We start from the raw sequence: 17,603 nt of genomic DNA, 5'->3' as shown, positions 1-17,603 counted from the left end.
ATGAGAAAAGTATTATTCGCTTTAATGATGTGTATAGCTGTAAACGTAGGAGCACAAACCGAAGTACCTCTCTGGCCAGACGGATTGCCTAATAGCAACGGACTGGCAGATAGTGAACAACAGCCCATATTAACAGTTTATAAATCGGCACAGGCTAATAGCCCCACTATCATTATATGCCCCGGCGGTGGATATTCCCATCTGGCAATGAATCACGAAGGACATGATATGGCCGCTTGGTTCAATGCACAAGGAATCACTTATATTATTTTAAAATACCGGATGCCAAATGGTAACTATGAAGTGCCATTATCGGATGCCGAACAAGCAATACGGATTGCACGTAAAAATGCAGAAGCATGGAACATCAATCCAAATAAAGTAGGTATTATGGGGGCATCAGCTGGTGGACATTTGGCTTCTACACTTGCTACTCATTATAGCAGCAAAGAAACCCGTCCTGATTTCCAGATTCTTATGTACCCGGTTATCACCATGGATAAAGGTTATACCCATCAAGGTTCACGAAATAATCTGTTAGGTGAAAATCCTACTGAAGAACTGGTTAAAAAGTTTTCTAATGAATTACAGGTTACTCCCGAAACCCCTAAAGCATTTATAATATTTTCTTCTAACGATGGAGCAGTACCTGTTGCAAATGGAGTAAACTATTATATGGCATTAGTAAAAAACAATGTTTCGGCCGCTTTCCATACTTACCCTATCGGTGGTCATGGATGGGGATTCCGCGATAATTTCATCTACAAACGTCAATGGACAGGTGAATTGGAAAAGTGGTTGAGAGAAGAAATAATCAATTAATAACAATAAATGAGAGAATTATGAAAAAAATCATTCTATCTGCTTTTGCAATTTGTGCACTCACCACCTATACCATTGCACAAGATGTAACTGTGGAAGCTAATCCGATGTTAAGTAACGCTTTACTATTCTTAAATACTCCTTATGCAGCAAACACATTGGATGTTACAAATAACGAAGAGCTTATAGTAAACGCCGACGAGGTTGATTGTACAACCTTTGTTGAATACGTTCTGGCAATGGCTCTCTGCGATGAACAAGGTGATGACATGATGGAAAGTGACTTTGCTACAAATCTTGAAAAAATCCGTTACCGCAATGGAAAGATTGATGGTTATACTTCACGCCTTCATTATATAACCGAATGGGTGAGCGATAACATTAAGAAAGGAACCATTGAAGATGTTACAGCATCAAAAAGCAAGGATGTTATTCCTGTATTTGTAAACTACATGTCTACACATCCCGATCGTTACAAACACTTGGCTAACTCACCCGAGAATGTAGCTAAAATGTCACAGATCGAAAAACAAATCTCCGGACAAAAAGTGAGCTATATTCCTAAAGAAAAACTTCCGCAAGATGGTTTTCCCTGGATCAAGAACGGCGATATCATAGCTTTTACCACCAATACTTCCGGATTAGATATCAGCCACATGGGTATTGCTATTTACCTGAAAGGTAATCTCCATCTGATACATGCTTCTTCACGCGACAAAAAAGTAATTGTTGATCAAGTTGCATTATACAAACAGTTGGATCGCGATAAACATATAACGGGTATCCGGGTATTACGAATGAAGAAATAACAATCTAAATTCATAATTAAGAAATAAGGAGTAGGAATCTATATGATGTGGTATTCTTACTCCTTGTTTTTTAAATCCGGAAATCTACATCGATATTGAGAATATCAATTAAATGTTCATAATGATACATATATTCTTTATCATTTCATAAAACACTTTCCAATGGAAATTTGTTATTTTGGAAAATGAAACTAAAAAAGAGTAAATTATGAACAAGATAAAGAAAGTGATAAAGAGAAATAGTCTCACTTTGCTTGGAACAATGGCAGGAGCTATGGGAGGTTTTTTATTTTGGTATTATATAGGATGCCAAACAGGAAGTTGCCCAATTACTTCTTCGCCAATAGCAACAACAATTTGGGGAGCTATTTTAGGAGCAGTAGTTTTTAATGCTTTTCAGGAGAGTAAACCTTCTGAGTAATAACATTTACCTAAATGAAAAAAATAACATTAGTATTAGTGAGTATAATGATTGTTGGTACATCATGTGCTAACAATAAAGTAAAAGACAATGAGAAATCTGAGAAAACAGAAATGTCTCAGCAACAAAAAAAAGATAATAAAATGAAAACAATACATTTAACCAAAGCTGATTTTTTAGCTAAAGTAGCTAATTATGAAGAATCTCCCGAAAGCTGGAAATACCTGGGTGACAAACCTGCCATTATTGATTTTTATGCCGATTGGTGTGGACCATGTAAAACAATTGCTCCCATTCTGGAAGAATTAGCCGAAGAGTACGATGGGCAAATATATATCTATAAAATCAATGTAGATAAAGAAAAAGAATTGGCCAGTGCATTTGGCATACGCAGTATCCCTACCCTATTGTTTGTTCCAATGAAGGATAAACCACAAATGGCTAATGGTGCTATGCCGAAAGCAACTTTTGTTCAAGCGATTAATGATATTCTGTTAAAGGAATAACCGTCTGGCCTTCCCATATAGGCAGGGCTGTTAAGTTCTGATTTTTTAACCGCAGAGTACACAGAGTTTCGCAGAGTTTAAAATTCAATGTTGCATAGAAATTAAAAACTCCGCGTTAATCCGCGAAACTCTGCGGTTAAAATATTAAAACTTAGTACTTTTGATGCCGAATGTATCCAATTGACGAAAAAATGAAGAGACTCGTTTTTATATTATCACTAATATGCTTTGCTGGGACAGTTTCAGCTCAATCCGAAGTTCCTTCGGACAGTATACGATTTCAACCGGAAAACCATATTCAATTTGGTGATTTCCTTATTGACATGAATTTATTGAAAACGCCACAATTGCCCCAAATAACACATGAGTTTGTTTTTGGCCCGGATATAAGTAAAAACTACAATTCTATTTTTCAACTTGATCCCAAATGGACAGTTACTCAGGGTAATATGTTATACACTTCATATCCTAGATTTTCTTCATTGGGTTTTAGTTCAGGCACAGAACAGTTGCAAATTAGTACTTTCCGATTGAAAAACGACACCCGAATAACGCTTTACGGACAATATAACATGGATGGATATCGTGTTCCCGACAGAAGTGCCCTACCATGGGATAAAAATAAATTTGTTGGTGGTATGGAAGTAAAATTCAATAATGGGTTTGGCATACGATTAGATGTACGCAGAGAACGAAATCCTTATTTACCTTAATTAATAATATGCAAAAAATCCTTATTATCGGTGCTAATGGTTTCACCGGACGTAGAATGCTCATTGACTTATCTGCAAAAACCAACCTTTATAATGTAACCGGAAGTTCATTAAACAAGGATCTCTCTCCTTCCTCCGGTTATTGTTTTGTTCAGGCAGATATACGAGATGAGCAACAAATCAGCAACCTTTTTGAAAAGACGCAACCGGATATAGTTATCAACACCTCTGCTTTGTCTGCTCCCGATTATTGTGAAGCACATCGTGAAGAAGCATGGGCAACAAACGTTACAGCAGTAGAACATATTGCCCAGTATTGTGAAAAATATAACAGTAAGCTAATCCATCTTTCTACAGATTTTGTATTCGATGGAGATACGAACACTTTATATACCGAAACTGATACACCCAACCCCGTTAATTATTACGGTATAACCAAATGGGAAAGTGAAAAGCAAATTGAATCTATTTGCAGTAACTATGCCATTGTACGTGTAGTTGTAGTTTATGGTGCTCCACTTCCGGGCCAACATGGCAACATTGTGCAATTGGTAGCCAACAAACTAAAAGCCGGCGAGCAAATACAAGTGGTATCGGACCAGTGGAGAACCCCCACTTATGTTGGAGATATTTCGCTTGGTATTGAAAAACTTTTCAATCACAATCAGAATGGCATTTTCCACATCTGCGGTCCTGAATGTATAACAATAGCTATGATAGCTAATCGGGTAGCAAACTTTCTGGGACTGGATAAATCACTGATAATTCCTGTCACTACAGAACAGATGAAAGAGGCAACTCCCCGCCCCCGCTTCAGTGGATTGAGTATTGAAAAGGCAACTCACGAACTTGGATATACACCACATAGGTTGGAAGAAGGATTAGAGGAGATGTTTTAAAAGAATTACTCCACTAATCGTTTGGCTTCACCTTTCACTACTTTCTCCAATTCATGAGGTGATATTCTCACCTTATCAATCATAAATTCGGGTATATTATACGATTTGAGTAACAAATCATAATGACCCGGATTACTTTGTGGTACTACAAAAGGCTTATGTGCACGTCCTTTCTCGTCGAAATACGCAATATAAGGGCGTGTATACCTACCGTCCATTCTGCGGCTAGCAAACACAATCCATCTACCATTCGAAGACCAGGAATGATAACTATCACTATCTTCGCTATTAACCTCGGTTAGATTTGTTATATCGCCGGTTTGAAGATCGAGCGTGTAAAGATCGTTTTCTTTGTGCCAAATAGGAAAAGTTCCATAATCGGCCATACAGAACAAAACATATCTGCCATCGGGAGAAACACGTGGCATAGATACACTTTTATTTGTTACTGCAGACGACACCAACGTATCTATAGCAGATACTGTTGCTGTTTCAGTATTAAACGCACCTCGTAACAAATCGTATTTTATATTTTCGTAATTGGCAGGCATATTGGTAAACCGGGCACTACAAAAGTATAGATAATCACCAGTAGGCGACCATTCGGGAAACGTTTCAAAACTGCCTTTGGAATTTAATAAGCTATTAGCTATCATCCTGTTTGTACGGGTGTCATAAATAGAAATATCCGATTCAACATCAAATACTTCTACTTTATTAGGATGATCTATCCAAAAACTTTGGCTAGTAGCATTATTAGAAAAAGCTACATACCTTCCATCTTTATGCCAACGAGGATATACTCCTGCCGAAATAGCTGATTTTGATTTAGTATTTACTTTATAAGCATCATCGTTTTTCACAAAAATGGTTCCGGCATGTTGTCCTCGTATATGAAAAGTCATGGTAGTAGGATCATTGTTTCTAAATGAATGACAATTCATACAACTACCATCTGTTAGTGAATTCTCTAAAATAGGAGTTTCACAAAATGTTTCTAAACAACGCTGATAAATCCCCATTTCTCCCCATACCTCATACCCGGGTTCTATTAAACGATAAGCCAAATAAGGGTCAATAGCATCGGCCGAAATTGTAAATTCAATATCTTTGTATTTGTACCATGAGTTTTCTTTCAAAGCAAACAACTTCAGGTATAATTTCTGCCCTTTATTGGTTGCTAATAGCTTTTTCCATTTTTTAAGTGGAATATCAAAGTTTTGTTTGGTTTGTACTTCAAACGAATCTTTTCCTGCTACCAAACGAAGAAGAAAAGTATTTGCTTCTTCATCAACACGGAAATTTAACGGTGCAATGTTATAAGGTATATAAGTGCCTTCATAACCTGGATATATAATGGCATATTTGTTTGTTTCTACATAAGATGGTATAGAAACATTGTGGCATGCTACCAGCAACAACAGCGATAAATAAATAGCGTATTTCATAAAACCATATTTTTAGTATATTCCCTTTGCTTTTGTTTCTTCCAAAGGTATGGATTTACCATATTGATAATAATACCAATAAGTATCTTCAAAGTTATTCTTGAAATTTTCTTTATAAGCAGCAGATTTATTCATATCCTGCAACTCAGTAGCATAAAACCGGTACAAATTGTTTGTTGTTTCATCAATAGTATACTTTTCTAAAAGATCATCGTGCCCCTCAATGTTATGAAAACAAAGTACCAAAGCTTCTTGAATATAACGTGGATAAACATCGTAATTCATATCTTTTGCATAACGGTCCATGGCTACTAAAAAAGTTCGTAGTTCTTTTTGTAACAGTAAAGAAGCAATAAGGTATTCAAATGTTTTTTTATCCGATGGACAATTCTTCAATAAAGCAGTTAAATTGGTTTCGTGTTTGCCATAGTTCATAAACCTTTCTGTTTGCTTTTTATATGGCGGCATCTCATTAAATCTATTCTCCTGTTCAACAGCCCAATTTGTATAGATGGGCGAGTTTTTAAATAATCCAATATATTTTCTAAACTCCTGTTTATTCTGCTGCAACAGATTAATTTCGACCAAACGTTTTAAAGCTTTAGAACCGTATTCGTACCGATTACTAACCAATGCCTCATAAGTTCCCTGTTCGGCGGCTGATAAGTAGCCTAGCCTATAATACAGTTCTCCCTGCGCATATAATAAATCGGCTGCCAGCGTTCGCTTAACAAATAATCCGGCTTGTCCTATTTGCGGATATTTTAATAATTGTTCCAACAACAATCCTTGTTCGGAAAGTGCAATATTGGTATAGTAGTATTTCAATGCATTTTCCTTATTTTCTTCTTTACGAGACAATGTAAGCACATTTTCCCAATTACCTTTTTCTACATGATAGGTCATTGCAGCAATATGTTCTATTGCCGGGTTTGCTTTTTTATACATGCAACCAAAGGTTATGCCTATGATAGCTAATACATACACTGCATTCCAGAATACTATTTTCTGATTATTTTTCTTCTTACGTGTCGATAAGCTGCATATTAAAAAACAAAGAGGAATGTAAAACCACAGTATTTTATATATAGTATTATCTCTACTTGATTCAAAGGGGGTTAATGCAAAAAAAGCTTCTTTTAAGGTAACTGTATAAATAAACAAATATGCCAGATATGGCACTGCAAAAGCACACAGCAGTGTACATAAAATGTGGGATGCTTTAGGCTTATTGGCGAATGCATGTATTAACAACAGCATTAGAAAAAGCAGAAAATGACCTCCTGCAATAAAGTAAACAACAAAAGAAAGAACCATTCCCAGCAACCAACTGTGTTTTCCGGATAAAGTTGTATAACACCAAAACGAAAGCAGTGTAAAACAGATGCCCAAAACCTCACCCAGTCGCACATCAGGATCAGTTACCCAGAACAGTAATAGTATATAAGCTATAAAAGGGTAAATAAAAACAGCATAAACATTCCCCAACCGTTTGCTGTATTTCATTATTATTATAAACATCAGCAATAGTAGCAGTGTTAGAATAACAGAACCTACAAACAGGTTTTGATAATATTGCGTAATAAAATTTCCAATATATCGGGATATCCCTCCCGGAATGGATAAATAATGAAATAAGTACGACTGATCTGTTCTGAACAATTGAGTTTCTTCCTGAAAAGCAATTAATTGATATTTATGAAAATCATAAATCCAATATAAAGCAAAAAGTGCAAAACAGAAAGTGCACACATAACAAGTCCACTTATATAATGAGATTTTCCATTGTGTATTCATAGCATTTTCATATTAACTCTTTTGTATACTATATTCTTTTACATACCCTGCAACTATTGCAATAAGAGCTTCTCCGTATTTTTCAACACCCTTCTTTCCAAGGTATGGTATTCTTTCCAATTCATCTTCTGTAAGAGGTAAAAGATTGGTTACACCCATCAATGCTTTTTGCTGCAAAATAACATAGGCCGGAAGGTTAGTTCGCACAATCTGGGCTTTTCGCCAACGCACCAAACGCGCATACAGTTCCGGATGTAATATATCGGCAGATACAGTTACTTTCTCTGGTTGCGATTGCGATTGTGATTTCTTTTTTTGCTTTTTACTATTGGTTTTGGTTTTATCAGCAATAGATAATAAGATATATGCTTTTTTCTTTTGATAGCTTGTTACATTAAAACCTTGGCTAAAAGTATGTTCTAATGTTCCCATTTTCACGATCAATAATTCATAAAGTGCATCATAGGATTCGGTAAACTTTTTTCCAAGTTCTTTATTGTCCGTATCAACAACTGTTTCGCGTAGAAGCGAATGCACAATTTCTTTTGTTTTATCCAAGAAATATTTGGCACCTGCTTTTATACGTTCCTGAAGTTTTTCATCAGTGCCATAATCGTCCGAGCCATCAATCAATGTAGAATATTGCATCTGAAAGCGACTGGATATCTTTTCTATCTCTTCTGTATACCGTTGATAATGTTCCTTGTATTTTTCTAATTGCTTGGGATAAAGCTTATAGAAATGTTCGTCAAAAAGACGTTTTATTTCTGAGAACCGCCTTGTTATGAAAGAATAGTCAAACTGTTCGCATACCAAATCATAACAATAAGCTTTCATAAGTTTATTTAGCTGATTTTTATCCGGAACCGTTTTTTCCATATTCTGTGTAAAAGTGTTCACTGTTTCATCGCAAATAACAGCATCTTTTGTTAATGGTTGGCCAAGCACCATACCCTCTAACGTTTTACACCGGCTAAGGGCAACATAAGTTTGTCCATGTGTAAAAGACATAGACGCATCAATAATAGCACGTTCAAAAGTCAGCCCCTGGCTTTTATGAATTGTAATTGCCCAAGCCAACTTTACAGGATATTGTTTAAACGTACCTTCTACTTCTTCGACTATCTCTTTCGACTGTTCATTTAAAGTATATTTACTATTTGTCCATTCTTCTTTTTCAAGCAGAAAGTCGTGCGATTCTCCTTTTCCTCTTACGCGTATCTGATCTCCGTTTGCCGAAAGCACCTCTCCTATTTTTCCATTATAGTACCGTTTTTCGTTCGACAAATCATTCTTTATAAACATAATCTGTGCACCGGGTTTCAAAGTAAGGTCTACATCAGCTGGATATGCTGTTTCTGGAAATGACCCACTGATTTCGGCTTTGTACGTAACAGAACGCCCAGGCAATAACGATAAATACCTATCGTTTATTCGTTGAGCCTGATAGTTGTGTGTGGTAAGTGTTATGTAGCCCTCATCGTCTTTCGGTTGAAACCCCGGAATGTATCGTTGATTCAATTCGGCAAGCAATCCCTGATCTATATCATTGGTACGTATCCGGTTTAAAAGGGTCAGGAATTTTGTATCACTTTGCCGGTATACATGTTCTAACTGAATAGTAATAAATGTTGTTTCTTTAAGTGCAAGACTACCAAAAAAGTAAGGAGTAGTATAATACTTGCTAAGCAACGTCCATTCCTCATCCTTTACTACAGGAGCCAGCTGTTGCAAATCACCAATAAGAAGAAGCTGTACCCCGCCAAAAGGCTTGTGTCTGTCCCGATATCTGCGCAAAACAGAATCTACAGCATCAAGTAAATCGGCCCGCACCATACTTATTTCATCAATAACCAGTAAATCAATGCTGCGGATTATTTTAATTTTATCCTTTCCAAACTTATATACTGTTTTCCCTGTATTAAAAGTTGTTTCGGGAATGTAGGGTGCAAAGGGTAACTGAAAAAAAGAATGTATGGTTACCCCTCCGGCATTAATTGCGGCTATACCTGTAGGGGCTACCACAATCATCCGTTTGGGAGAAAGTTCTTTTAGTTTACGTAAAAATGTTGTTTTACCTGTTCCGGCTTTACCGGTTAAAAAAAGGTGAGAGCCGGTTTTTTCAATACATTGCCAGGCTAATTCTATTTCGGGGTTTGTTTGCATCAAACTTCGTGTATTTTAAAAAATAGGTTTTCAAAGTCTGACAAAGATACGAAAAATATAACTTACTAAAACTATTTTTAATCCGTAGACTCTTTTATTCCTTTTCCTTTTTTAAATTTATAGGCATTTACTACTCTCTTTACTACTATTGATTTCATTTCTGAAACATCATTTCTTTTCTTATATACCGATAAATTATCAAGCAACGGAAAACCTATTATTTTACCATAGTCAATATTTAAAACATAAAAATCTTTATCAAACACAGCATCCTCTATAGGACACATATAATCGAATGCTGTAATAAATGGTAAAAAGGTAACATTTGTATTATCTTTCAACACAATTGATATTTGTTGTATGCAATCAACCGCAAAAAAAGAGCTGTATATCAAATGGTATTTATTGAAGGTTTGTTCTTTATCTGAGAAAACATAGAAGTCCGGCTCACAACATATTATTAAAAGTGAGTCATTTCTATATATGGAATGTATAAATGGTATATCCGTTTTTATGTTTTTTATAACAACATCCAGACTGTCACAACATATAGAGTCAATGAACGGATTTTGACCTTTCAATATTAATGAGCAAATTAATGCTATATTAAATACAAATACTTTTTTAATCATAAGCTTTCCCTGAATTTTCCAAATATGTCTTTTACAACACCAACACCTGCCTTCTATTCCCCTTTTCCCTATAACTAACATGCACCCACCTGAATCCTTTCTCATCAATCAACTGATCAAACGGAAGATTTAATGATTGCACCAGCTCAAACAGTTGTTTATTACCTGCAATGCTTCCGGCAGTAATATCGGCTGCTTCGCCGGTTAAATGCTGCGAGTTTGGTGCTCCTTTCAATTTCCTGTTTAATGCAAGCGATCGATATCCACTGTTTACGAATATGGGTTTGCCCCAAGCTTCGCGAAGCGGATCGAGTACGTTGGTTACTAAACTGGTTAGCTTTTGAATGTGGTCGAGAGAACATTCGTTGTTTATTTTATATTTCCGGGCTGTAGCACTGCGACAGAGTTCCGGAAGGGTAAAATATTTCATTGGGTGATTGATTTATAATAAAAGCGTTAGGGTAAGACAGTATCGCAATTGAGATAGTGATAATTCAATAATTGCTCATCAACTACAACATACCTCCAATACAACTGTGAATCATCTATTCCTAACATTTCAAAGACTTCGGGGTTAACAGCTTTCACTTTCTCATAGTTCCCCGTGAATTTAAAAAAAGATTTTAATATAATTCCTTCGTAATAGAATCGGCAACCTTCATGATAAAAGATTCCATTGTCAATGGCTGGATTATGGTAAAATCTAGTTTCTGTTGTTGATATACTCATAACAGGTTTCTTCCAGGAAATTGTATCATATTTCAAAACAAAATCAGTTTTACTCAAATCAATCCGAGAACATTCGCAAACTATTTGAACAATAGAATCTAATATGATTTTCATATCTTCTTTTGGCTCATAAATTTTCAAAGAAACTATAACAGAATCTTTTGGATCGTATTTAAATGGAATATCAATATATTCATCTTCAAAATCCAGATCCACTTCCTGATTCTTTTTTTGATTATTACAACCTATTATTAGTATAATAAAAAATAGACATATCAAATTACCTTTTTTCATACGTTTAATATTTCCCTTTATGTAACTCTAAATAATGTTTCAGACGATTTCATTCATAATCTTATTTAAAAATTGAGAAAGTTAAAATAGCCAAGCTATATAGTAAAAAGTACCATACAAATTAAATTTTTAAAGCTTCAATAATAAGAGAATTTACTTTATTAATTCCTTTATATATAAATATAAGTCAGGAGACCATTCCATTTTAATAGCTATTTCATTTACCAAATTGAAAAAATCTTGATTTATGGGTATTTGATACTCGAATAATTGAGTGACAATAATATCTAAAGCTAAGCCCTGTTCATTATATTCGAATAACTCTTTAGCTCCATCAAGGTCTTTTTGTGGTAATCCTAATTTGTCAGCTTCTTTAAATAAAAGTTCAAATAATTTTTTCTTCTTCATAATTATCTTAATTATTTTATTGGAAATGCGGTTATTATATTATTTGCTGTAGCAATAATCCTTATTTTTATTCCTTCATAACCAACGCATTAAACAATTGGGATAGTTAGGATAAGATAGAATTCAGTCTGCTATAAACAACATAACCTCGTGGAGAAGCTTGTTTACATGTTGTCACTTCTATTTTTTTCACTATATTAGAGCCTTGTACAGCTGAGAATTCTCCTCCAATATCATTAATATAATCATCTTCTATATCTGTGTACTTTTCCAATATAATTCTAATTTGTATAAAGCCATCATCGAGAATATCAAAAGATACATTCAAAAAGTTATCATTAATATTTCTTATCAAAGAGTCTGCAAGCTGGCATATTTGTACCTGCGTAATAAAATCTTCTTTCATATTATTTCTGCTTTTGAATATAGAACATTTGATAGCCAATTATACTCACTTGGTAACCATTCACCAATATTTTTATTAAATGCATCCTTTGCTATATAAAGAATAGTTACATTTACAACAAAATGATCAAATTCTTCTCTTAGAATATTTTCATAAGTTTTATCCAAATCAGTTTTATCCAATAAAACAATTTGGATGTTCAAACTTACATCATTATATTCATAACTAATGTCTACTATATTCCTAGGCATTTCTAGTAAAAATATATTTATTAGTTTTCTCTTTATACTTACTTCTTTTCTTATATCCATATATATTTTATTTATGGTGTTCATAAAGGATTAGTTTGGCCCAATTGGTTGTTTCGGTTAGTTTCTCGTATGGCTATAGTTTATGAGCTACTGTTATAGTATTGTGTATGTTCATGATTTTATTCGAGAGTTAGAAACATCCCAACAGAAAACGTCTGTTGGGATGTTAAATATTCAACTTATGTTAGGACTAGTTTATCAATAACAATACCAACCGCCTCCCATGTCTTTGTAGCCATCGATGTCTTCAATTTCAGCTTCACTTATTCCATTAGGATAATACTTCATTCCCCCTCCCCCTTCCAAATAAATTTTTAATTTCTGATTTGGGGTACTTTGATCTCTTTTGCCAACTAAACTCTTTATCTTGTATGATCTTATAATCTTAGATACCTTCTCATAATAGTCGAGAATTTCTGTTACATAGTGTTCCGAGGTCATATCTATACCAATAACAGTATCCATGGGAATTTCTATTTCGGCATGTATAAGAGAATAAGAAACAGGATTTTCTTCATGCTTTTCAAAAACGAACCAATTTTTTTGTTTATAATCAGAAGAATAGGTTATTAATTCGTAATAATGCCTGTCATCATCATCATTCGTAATATCTTTATACGAACTCAATTCTATCAATTCTTCCTGATTCTCTATAACTTTCTCATATATACCATTACAGCCATAAAAGGATATAATAAAGGTAGCAATAACTAAGTAATATTTCTTCATAACATTTTAATATATTGAAAAACTAGTTTTAGAGGTTTCATTCCATTTCTTTCTTATTCTTTCTCTTTCAATTCGAGCTTTTTCTAACTTTTTCTTTCCTATTGGATAGCTATTTTCAAATTCAACACTATAGATCAATCAAAATAAGCATATTTCAATTTGTAGGTCAAGAAATTCTTTTTATCCTTATCAATAAGCGTTATGATATTAAATTGAGAATATAAATCATGTTCCATTTCATGTAAGATCGTATCTCCTATGAAATTTTCATAGTTATAATCTGGATGATATTCATTAATTTCAAAACATTGTTTATCCGTATTATATATAAATTCATATCTAACTCCTCGCTTCTGGAAAACAGCAAAAGTCTTAATATATGCCGCACCTCCTGAACCACAAGATTCTTGAATATATATGTATTTAGCAGTTTCAAATATCGGATTTTCTTTTAGCTGTTTCAGAAACTCTTTTCTTAATGAAAGATCTTTTCTAAACAGACTTTCAAAAGTATATATACTATCACCATATTCAGGAGATAACGGAGGTGAGCCCTCTTTATAGTAAACAATTGTATCTAATCTTAATTTGTCAACGATTGTATTAACAGTTATATCTTCCCATTTTTGCAGATCAATCAACCCTATTATAGAATTGTTATTATTAACACAACTATTAAAGCAAAAACATAAGAATAAAAAAAATATCTTTAAAACTTTACCTACCATAATATTATTGGTTAAAAATTTAAACCTTTTTTCTAATTTTATTCCCATTTTCCAATCTATTTATGAGAAAATTCTGGTGACGCAAATATGATTTTCTCAATCTCGTTGTTTTTACAAAACACATCGAGGTACTTTTTCAATATGTTCCAATACAACAACTCTGATTCAAACTTTTTATTATCACATAAATAATAAAAGTTATCATCTCTCTTATAGATGAAAAACGTAAACAAAACACATTCTTCATCTTCATTTGACATTTCATTCTTGATAATGGATTTAGGTAATGTAAATTCATCATCTATCAAAAACTTATTTTTCAAATAATTATTTTCAGAACAAAAAATGGAATCAAGTTTCTCTGTATGAATGACAGCTTCACTTTTTTTATTAAAAAACCGAGGTGGTCCATACTTTTTTATCCAATCATAATATTCTTTAACAGACTCAGAAATATCAAATACTTCGCATGGATGAAACAGTTTGTTTGTTTTTAACAATTGCAATTCATCTAACCACAAATTAATTTCACCATCTTCTTCTCTAAATTCAATCTCTTCTTTGTAGTTTATTAAAAACATTAAATTCTCATTTTTGCACTTTTCTACAAAATCATTAGGATATGCTTGGTACATATCCTTTTGAAAATCTATAAACGATTCTATTGATTTAGGAAAATCAAAATAGTAATAAAAATAATTATCCCAAAGAATTCTATAACAAAAAGGATCTAACTTTTTCTTGATACATTCCCATTTATTCTCTTGGGCTTTTAATGTTCCTGTAAACATCATAATATAAAAAAATATCCAATAAAATTTCATATCATCATTTCTTAAATCGTTTTTATATCCTTTGATAAGTCCTTTTAAATAAATATTTTGCAATTTCCTCATGATCGCCATTTATTGCTAATGCCAAGGGATAATTACCTTTATGAGTTTTTACATGTAGATTGGCCCCTCTCTCTACTAATTTGCGAACCATTGGTTCATAACCAAGAAAACAAGCTGGATGTATAGGTGTATTCCCTTCGTTGTCTGATAAATTTATATTACTACCCATTTCTAATAGAACATGAAAAACATCATATAATTCTAATAAAACGGATAAAAGCAAAGGGCTTGTTCCATTATTTGTTTGGAGATTTATTGAATCCAATATTTGGGGCTTTTTCTTTATTAAATCTCTTAGTCTTTCCGATTTGCCTGAATAAACAATGCTATGTATGGCTCCTTCTCCTTCGTTGTTAACCAAATTCACATTCGCTCCTTTAGTAAGAAAAAAAGTATATATATCATTTCCCGGATAGCTTAAGGCATATAATAATAATGTATCATTATCTTCATCAATAAATCTATGGTCAATATCATATTTTGATTCGTTAATCTCTAAAAAACGGATATCATTATTGATTATTGCATTTTTTAATTGTTCATCAATATTTGTCATAATTTTCCTTTTATTTTATAACTGCTATAATTTTCTCTGGAAATGCGTTTGAGTCAATAACTTCAATAATCGCATTCATTAAATCCTCTTCATGAGATTGTTTCTGATTGTATCACCTTTTATCTTTCCATAAAAACTTTCCATTTCCGTATGCATACACATAGTTAGGCGTTGTATACCTATACGCTGTTATCGGAGCCGTAAAAACTTTAATTTTACCTTTAGGAGAAATACATTGATGATTAGACGATTCATAAAACTCCTGATTGGGAATGTAATATAAAGAATCTCGAATCAAAGAAATTAAATCCTCATGGAAATGATTTGGATTTATTTTATTGAAAAAAGATAGATTTTCATCGGATTCAATTCGCAGTTCTAAACTCTTTTCCGGATCTTCCACGAATGTAGAATCATCAATAATACGGCTACCACCGTATAGAGATGGATTAAATTGTAGTGTATCATTTCCTTTTATCAACATAAATTTTCCAAACGAAGTATTCAGGCCATCAAAAAACAAACAGCTGTCTGTTCTATTATAAACATATACTACTAAATCAATACTTTTGGGATGTTTACTTATAGTATCACTTCCCAACCCTTGATAATCCAAAGCATATATGTTAAAAAAATCCGTTATAACTTCTATAGACTGTTTCTTTATCAACCCAGAAGAACAAGAAAAATCTCTTATTTCAGGAATTTCATAAGGTTGCATATATTCATTAACTGCATGATGAAGAAGTTTCTTGCCTGTAGTTTTACATTGTACAAAAAAGAAAGCAGTACTCGAATTTATATTATAATAATCATAGTCGTAATGTTCTTCTATGATTTTATCAACAGGTTCTTCTGCCAATTCTTCCTCTTCAGAAAAATAGAAAAAAACTATTTTATTTTTTATCTCTTTTATTTTATAAGGATAAGGATCTGGAGTCATGTAGTCTCTAAAACCACGTATGCGATAAAGATGATAATCTTCATAATCAAACTCACTTTTTATAACTGCTATAATTTTCTCTGGAAATGCGTTTGAATCAATAACTTCAATAATTGCATTCATTAAATCCTCTTCATGAGATTGTTTCTGATTGTTGCAACTCATAAAGAATAAAACTGTTGTTATTAATAGAATTTTTATCTCCATAATTATTTATTTAAGTAGATGTTCATAATTATATAATGTATTGAGTATATTGATTGTATATGAATCCCCTATGGGGATTAAGAGTTGTGTCATGATATTATTTTCTATTGATATGAATGCCCTACAGGCATTTTCCACTTTAATAAATCCAATTCGAAATGCGGATAATCCCTCATCTTCCAATTACCACCCCAAGCAACAGGAATATCCAATTCCTTAGCAATGTTACAAATATGCTTTGCAATAATTTTTAATGGATAGAAACTGTTCAAGGCTGGCAAACTTGTTCTTTATGCAAAATTCTGTTCCTTGAGGGGTGAATAGGGCTTTTATAAGTTTGGGCCAGTTGGTTGTTTCGGTTAGTTTATTGCAGGATTCGAAATTGTTGATTGCTGTTATTATGTCATGCAAATTCATTACTGAATTAAATGTCAAGAAAACATCCCAACCGTTTTTTTGTTGGGATGTTAATAACAATATGAGCTATTTCTTTAACCTACCTTCCTTTAATACACCATTTTTAATATTATATGGGCATTCAATAATGTAGTTTAATGGATAACATATAAAGTTCTCAAATGGAATTTGGTGTAAACTATCACTATTATAGTAAGGAGTGAGAATATTAAAATGATCAAATATTGCCACATTATATCCATCTACATAAATAACCCCTTTGTAAGATTCAGGAATTCCTAATCTACAAGTATTAAAAGTAAGAGATACAATTGAATCAGAATAAATTTCATCTATCCAAGATTCTAATATGAAGCAGCTTTTGTTTATTGAAATTTGAGATATCCTTACTTCTTCTAATTCTGATAATGTTTTTACTCCTTTTCTTATTTCTGAATCTAATAATTCATTTACAGCAGAATCTATATGTCTGCTTATAACCTTCTCATTGTTTTTGTTACTACAAGAGAATAGTAATGTAAGTATCAAAATAGAATAAATTTTTTTCATATTATTCTCCATTTAAGACCCAAAACAAGCTATGCGGGCTATTATTGAACCAAATTCACATTCGCTCCTTTAGTAAGAAAAAAAGTATATATCATTTCCCGGATAGCTTAAGGCATATAATCTATGGTCAATATCATATTTTGATTCGTTAATCTCTAAAAAACGGATATCATTATTGATTATTGCATTTTTTAATTGTTCATCAATATTTGTCATA

At 33.0% G+C, this 17,603-nt stretch carries 22 protein-coding genes; 6 read left to right on the top strand and 16 right to left on the bottom strand.

Going from position 1 to position 17,603, the window contains the following annotated elements; all coding sequences use genetic code 11:
• From D0T85_RS18845 to D0T85_RS18820, 6 genes are all read left to right on the top strand, one after another.
• Positions 1-822 (top strand): alpha/beta hydrolase, encoded by an 822-nt coding sequence (locus tag D0T85_RS18845; protein WP_163215079.1) that lies wholly within the window; start codon positions 1-3, stop codon positions 820-822.
• A 20-nt stretch (positions 823-842) separates the two neighbouring features.
• A complete protein-coding gene (locus D0T85_RS18840; RefSeq protein ID WP_163215078.1) occupies positions 843-1,631 on the top strand; it encodes an N-acetylmuramoyl-L-alanine amidase-like domain-containing protein in 789 nt (262 codons plus the stop codon).
• Positions 1,632-1,839: 208 nt separating this feature from the next.
• Positions 1,840-2,052, top strand: coding sequence for a hypothetical protein (locus tag D0T85_RS18835; RefSeq protein ID WP_163215077.1), 213 nt, complete (start codon positions 1,840-1,842; stop codon positions 2,050-2,052).
• A 14-nt stretch (positions 2,053-2,066) separates the two neighbouring features.
• Positions 2,067-2,558, top strand: coding sequence for a thioredoxin (trxA, locus tag D0T85_RS18830; protein WP_163215076.1), 492 nt, complete (start codon positions 2,067-2,069; stop codon positions 2,556-2,558).
• A gap of 191 nt (positions 2,559-2,749) precedes the next feature.
• Entirely contained in the window at positions 2,750-3,271 is a 522-nt protein-coding gene (locus tag D0T85_RS18825) for an occludin (RefSeq protein WP_163215075.1), read from the top strand.
• Between the two features lie 8 nt (positions 3,272-3,279).
• A complete protein-coding gene (locus tag D0T85_RS18820) occupies positions 3,280-4,170 on the top strand; it encodes an NAD(P)-dependent oxidoreductase (RefSeq protein ID WP_163215074.1) in 891 nt (296 codons plus the stop codon).
• A 5-nt stretch (positions 4,171-4,175) separates the two neighbouring features.
• On the opposite strand, the gene D0T85_RS18815 is transcribed toward D0T85_RS18820, so the two are convergent.
• The 16 genes from D0T85_RS18815 to D0T85_RS18740 all read right to left on the bottom strand — a co-directional run bounded on the left by D0T85_RS18815 (position 4,176) and on the right by D0T85_RS18740 (position 17,386).
• Complete coding sequence (locus D0T85_RS18815) at positions 4,176-5,618, bottom strand: PD40 domain-containing protein (protein WP_163215073.1); 1,443 nt, start codon at positions 5,616-5,618, stop codon at positions 4,176-4,178.
• A 12-nt stretch (positions 5,619-5,630) separates the two neighbouring features.
• Positions 5,631-7,415 carry a DUF6057 family protein gene (locus tag D0T85_RS18810; protein WP_163215072.1) on the bottom strand — a complete coding sequence of 595 codons (1,785 nt, stop codon included), beginning with the start codon at positions 7,413-7,415 and terminating at the stop codon, positions 5,631-5,633.
• A gap of 12 nt (positions 7,416-7,427) precedes the next feature.
• The gene (locus D0T85_RS18805; protein WP_163215086.1) at positions 7,428-9,581 is read right to left on the bottom strand and encodes an AAA family ATPase; all 2,154 of its coding nucleotides are present in this window, start codon (positions 9,579-9,581) and stop codon (positions 7,428-7,430) included.
• A 77-nt stretch (positions 9,582-9,658) separates the two neighbouring features.
• Positions 9,659-10,213, bottom strand: coding sequence for a hypothetical protein (locus D0T85_RS18800; protein WP_163215071.1), 555 nt, complete (start codon positions 10,211-10,213; stop codon positions 9,659-9,661).
• Between the two features lie 31 nt (positions 10,214-10,244).
• On the bottom strand, positions 10,245-10,643 hold the full coding sequence (locus D0T85_RS18795; protein ID WP_163215070.1) for a D-Ala-D-Ala carboxypeptidase family metallohydrolase: 399 nt from the start codon (positions 10,641-10,643) through the stop codon (positions 10,245-10,247).
• A gap of 26 nt (positions 10,644-10,669) precedes the next feature.
• Positions 10,670-11,236: a hypothetical protein gene (locus D0T85_RS18790; RefSeq protein ID WP_163215069.1), complete on the bottom strand. Its 567-nt coding sequence runs from the start codon at positions 11,234-11,236 to the stop codon at positions 10,670-10,672.
• 153 nt (positions 11,237-11,389) lie between these two features.
• Positions 11,390-11,644 carry a MafI family immunity protein gene (locus D0T85_RS18785; protein ID WP_163215068.1) on the bottom strand — a complete coding sequence of 85 codons (255 nt, stop codon included), beginning with the start codon at positions 11,642-11,644 and terminating at the stop codon, positions 11,390-11,392.
• Positions 11,645-11,750: 106 nt separating this feature from the next.
• Positions 11,751-12,050: a hypothetical protein gene (locus D0T85_RS18780; protein ID WP_163215067.1), complete on the bottom strand. Its 300-nt coding sequence runs from the start codon at positions 12,048-12,050 to the stop codon at positions 11,751-11,753.
• The gene (locus tag D0T85_RS18775) at positions 12,047-12,361 is read right to left on the bottom strand and encodes a hypothetical protein (protein WP_163215066.1); all 315 of its coding nucleotides are present in this window, start codon (positions 12,359-12,361) and stop codon (positions 12,047-12,049) included. The genes D0T85_RS18780 and D0T85_RS18775 overlap by 4 nt, the downstream gene beginning before the upstream one ends.
• A 198-nt stretch (positions 12,362-12,559) precedes the next feature.
• Positions 12,560-13,090, bottom strand: coding sequence for a hypothetical protein (locus D0T85_RS18770; RefSeq protein WP_163215065.1), 531 nt, complete (start codon positions 13,088-13,090; stop codon positions 12,560-12,562).
• A gap of 134 nt (positions 13,091-13,224) precedes the next feature.
• Positions 13,225-13,866 carry a hypothetical protein gene (locus D0T85_RS18765; RefSeq protein WP_163215064.1) on the bottom strand — a complete coding sequence of 214 codons (642 nt, stop codon included), beginning with the start codon at positions 13,864-13,866 and terminating at the stop codon, positions 13,225-13,227.
• Between the two features lie 8 nt (positions 13,867-13,874).
• On the bottom strand, positions 13,875-14,714 hold the full coding sequence (locus tag D0T85_RS18760; protein WP_163215063.1) for a hypothetical protein: 840 nt from the start codon (positions 14,712-14,714) through the stop codon (positions 13,875-13,877).
• On the bottom strand, positions 14,665-15,270 hold the full coding sequence (locus tag D0T85_RS18755; protein ID WP_163215062.1) for an ankyrin repeat domain-containing protein: 606 nt from the start codon (positions 15,268-15,270) through the stop codon (positions 14,665-14,667). Before D0T85_RS18755 ends, D0T85_RS18760 begins: the two co-directional genes overlap by 50 nt.
• A 112-nt stretch (positions 15,271-15,382) precedes the next feature.
• Entirely contained in the window at positions 15,383-16,420 is a 1,038-nt protein-coding gene (locus tag D0T85_RS18750) for a hypothetical protein (RefSeq protein ID WP_163215061.1), read from the bottom strand.
• 104 nt (positions 16,421-16,524) lie between these two features.
• The gene (locus D0T85_RS23250; protein WP_370460011.1) at positions 16,525-16,692 is read right to left on the bottom strand and encodes a M15 family metallopeptidase; all 168 of its coding nucleotides are present in this window, start codon (positions 16,690-16,692) and stop codon (positions 16,525-16,527) included.
• Between the two features lie 211 nt (positions 16,693-16,903).
• On the bottom strand, positions 16,904-17,386 hold the full coding sequence (locus tag D0T85_RS18740; RefSeq protein ID WP_163215059.1) for a hypothetical protein: 483 nt from the start codon (positions 17,384-17,386) through the stop codon (positions 16,904-16,906).
• Between the last annotated feature and the right edge of the window lie 217 nt (positions 17,387-17,603).

It is taken from the genome of Bacteroides sp. 519 (assembly GCF_010500955.1).
GTDB lineage: Bacteria > Bacteroidota > Bacteroidia > Bacteroidales > Bacteroidaceae > Bacteroides.
This window is presented reverse-complemented; position numbering and strand designations above follow the sequence as displayed.

Excerpts from the sequence above, each read along its gene's own strand:
- D0T85_RS18845 (WP_163215079.1), top strand. The coding sequence starts at position 1 with ATGAGAAAAGTATTATTCGCTTTAATGATGTGTATAGCTGTAAACGTA.
- D0T85_RS18840 (WP_163215078.1), top strand. The coding sequence starts at position 843 with ATGAAAAAAATCATTCTATCTGCTTTTGCAATTTGTGCACTCACCACC.
- D0T85_RS18835 (WP_163215077.1), top strand. The coding sequence starts at position 1,840 with ATGAACAAGATAAAGAAAGTGATAAAGAGAAATAGTCTCACTTTGCTT.
- trxA (WP_163215076.1), top strand. The coding sequence starts at position 2,067 with ATGAAAAAAATAACATTAGTATTAGTGAGTATAATGATTGTTGGTACA.
- D0T85_RS18825 (WP_163215075.1), top strand. The coding sequence starts at position 2,750 with ATGAAGAGACTCGTTTTTATATTATCACTAATATGCTTTGCTGGGACA.
- D0T85_RS18820 (WP_163215074.1), top strand. The coding sequence starts at position 3,280 with ATGCAAAAAATCCTTATTATCGGTGCTAATGGTTTCACCGGACGTAGA.
- D0T85_RS18815 (WP_163215073.1), bottom strand. The coding sequence starts at position 5,618 with ATGAAATACGCTATTTATTTATCGCTGTTGTTGCTGGTAGCATGCCAC.
- D0T85_RS18810 (WP_163215072.1), bottom strand. The coding sequence starts at position 7,415 with ATGAATACACAATGGAAAATCTCATTATATAAGTGGACTTGTTATGTG.
- D0T85_RS18805 (WP_163215086.1), bottom strand. The coding sequence starts at position 9,581 with ATGCAAACAAACCCCGAAATAGAATTAGCCTGGCAATGTATTGAAAAA.
- D0T85_RS18800 (WP_163215071.1), bottom strand. The coding sequence starts at position 10,213 with ATGATTAAAAAAGTATTTGTATTTAATATAGCATTAATTTGCTCATTA.
- D0T85_RS18795 (WP_163215070.1), bottom strand. The coding sequence starts at position 10,643 with ATGAAATATTTTACCCTTCCGGAACTCTGTCGCAGTGCTACAGCCCGG.
- D0T85_RS18790 (WP_163215069.1), bottom strand. The coding sequence starts at position 11,236 with ATGAAAAAAGGTAATTTGATATGTCTATTTTTTATTATACTAATAATA.
- D0T85_RS18785 (WP_163215068.1), bottom strand. The coding sequence starts at position 11,644 with ATGAAGAAGAAAAAATTATTTGAACTTTTATTTAAAGAAGCTGACAAA.
- D0T85_RS18780 (WP_163215067.1), bottom strand. The coding sequence starts at position 12,050 with ATGAAAGAAGATTTTATTACGCAGGTACAAATATGCCAGCTTGCAGAC.
- D0T85_RS18775 (WP_163215066.1), bottom strand. The coding sequence starts at position 12,361 with ATGGATATAAGAAAAGAAGTAAGTATAAAGAGAAAACTAATAAATATA.
- D0T85_RS18770 (WP_163215065.1), bottom strand. The coding sequence starts at position 13,090 with ATGAAGAAATATTACTTAGTTATTGCTACCTTTATTATATCCTTTTAT.
- D0T85_RS18765 (WP_163215064.1), bottom strand. The coding sequence starts at position 13,866 with ATGGGAATAAAATTAGAAAAAAGGTTTAAATTTTTAACCAATAATATT.
- D0T85_RS18760 (WP_163215063.1), bottom strand. The coding sequence starts at position 14,714 with ATGAGGAAATTGCAAAATATTTATTTAAAAGGACTTATCAAAGGATAT.
- D0T85_RS18755 (WP_163215062.1), bottom strand. The coding sequence starts at position 15,270 with ATGACAAATATTGATGAACAATTAAAAAATGCAATAATCAATAATGAT.
- D0T85_RS18750 (WP_163215061.1), bottom strand. The coding sequence starts at position 16,420 with ATGGAGATAAAAATTCTATTAATAACAACAGTTTTATTCTTTATGAGT.
- D0T85_RS18740 (WP_163215059.1), bottom strand. The coding sequence starts at position 17,386 with ATGAAAAAAATTTATTCTATTTTGATACTTACATTACTATTCTCTTGT.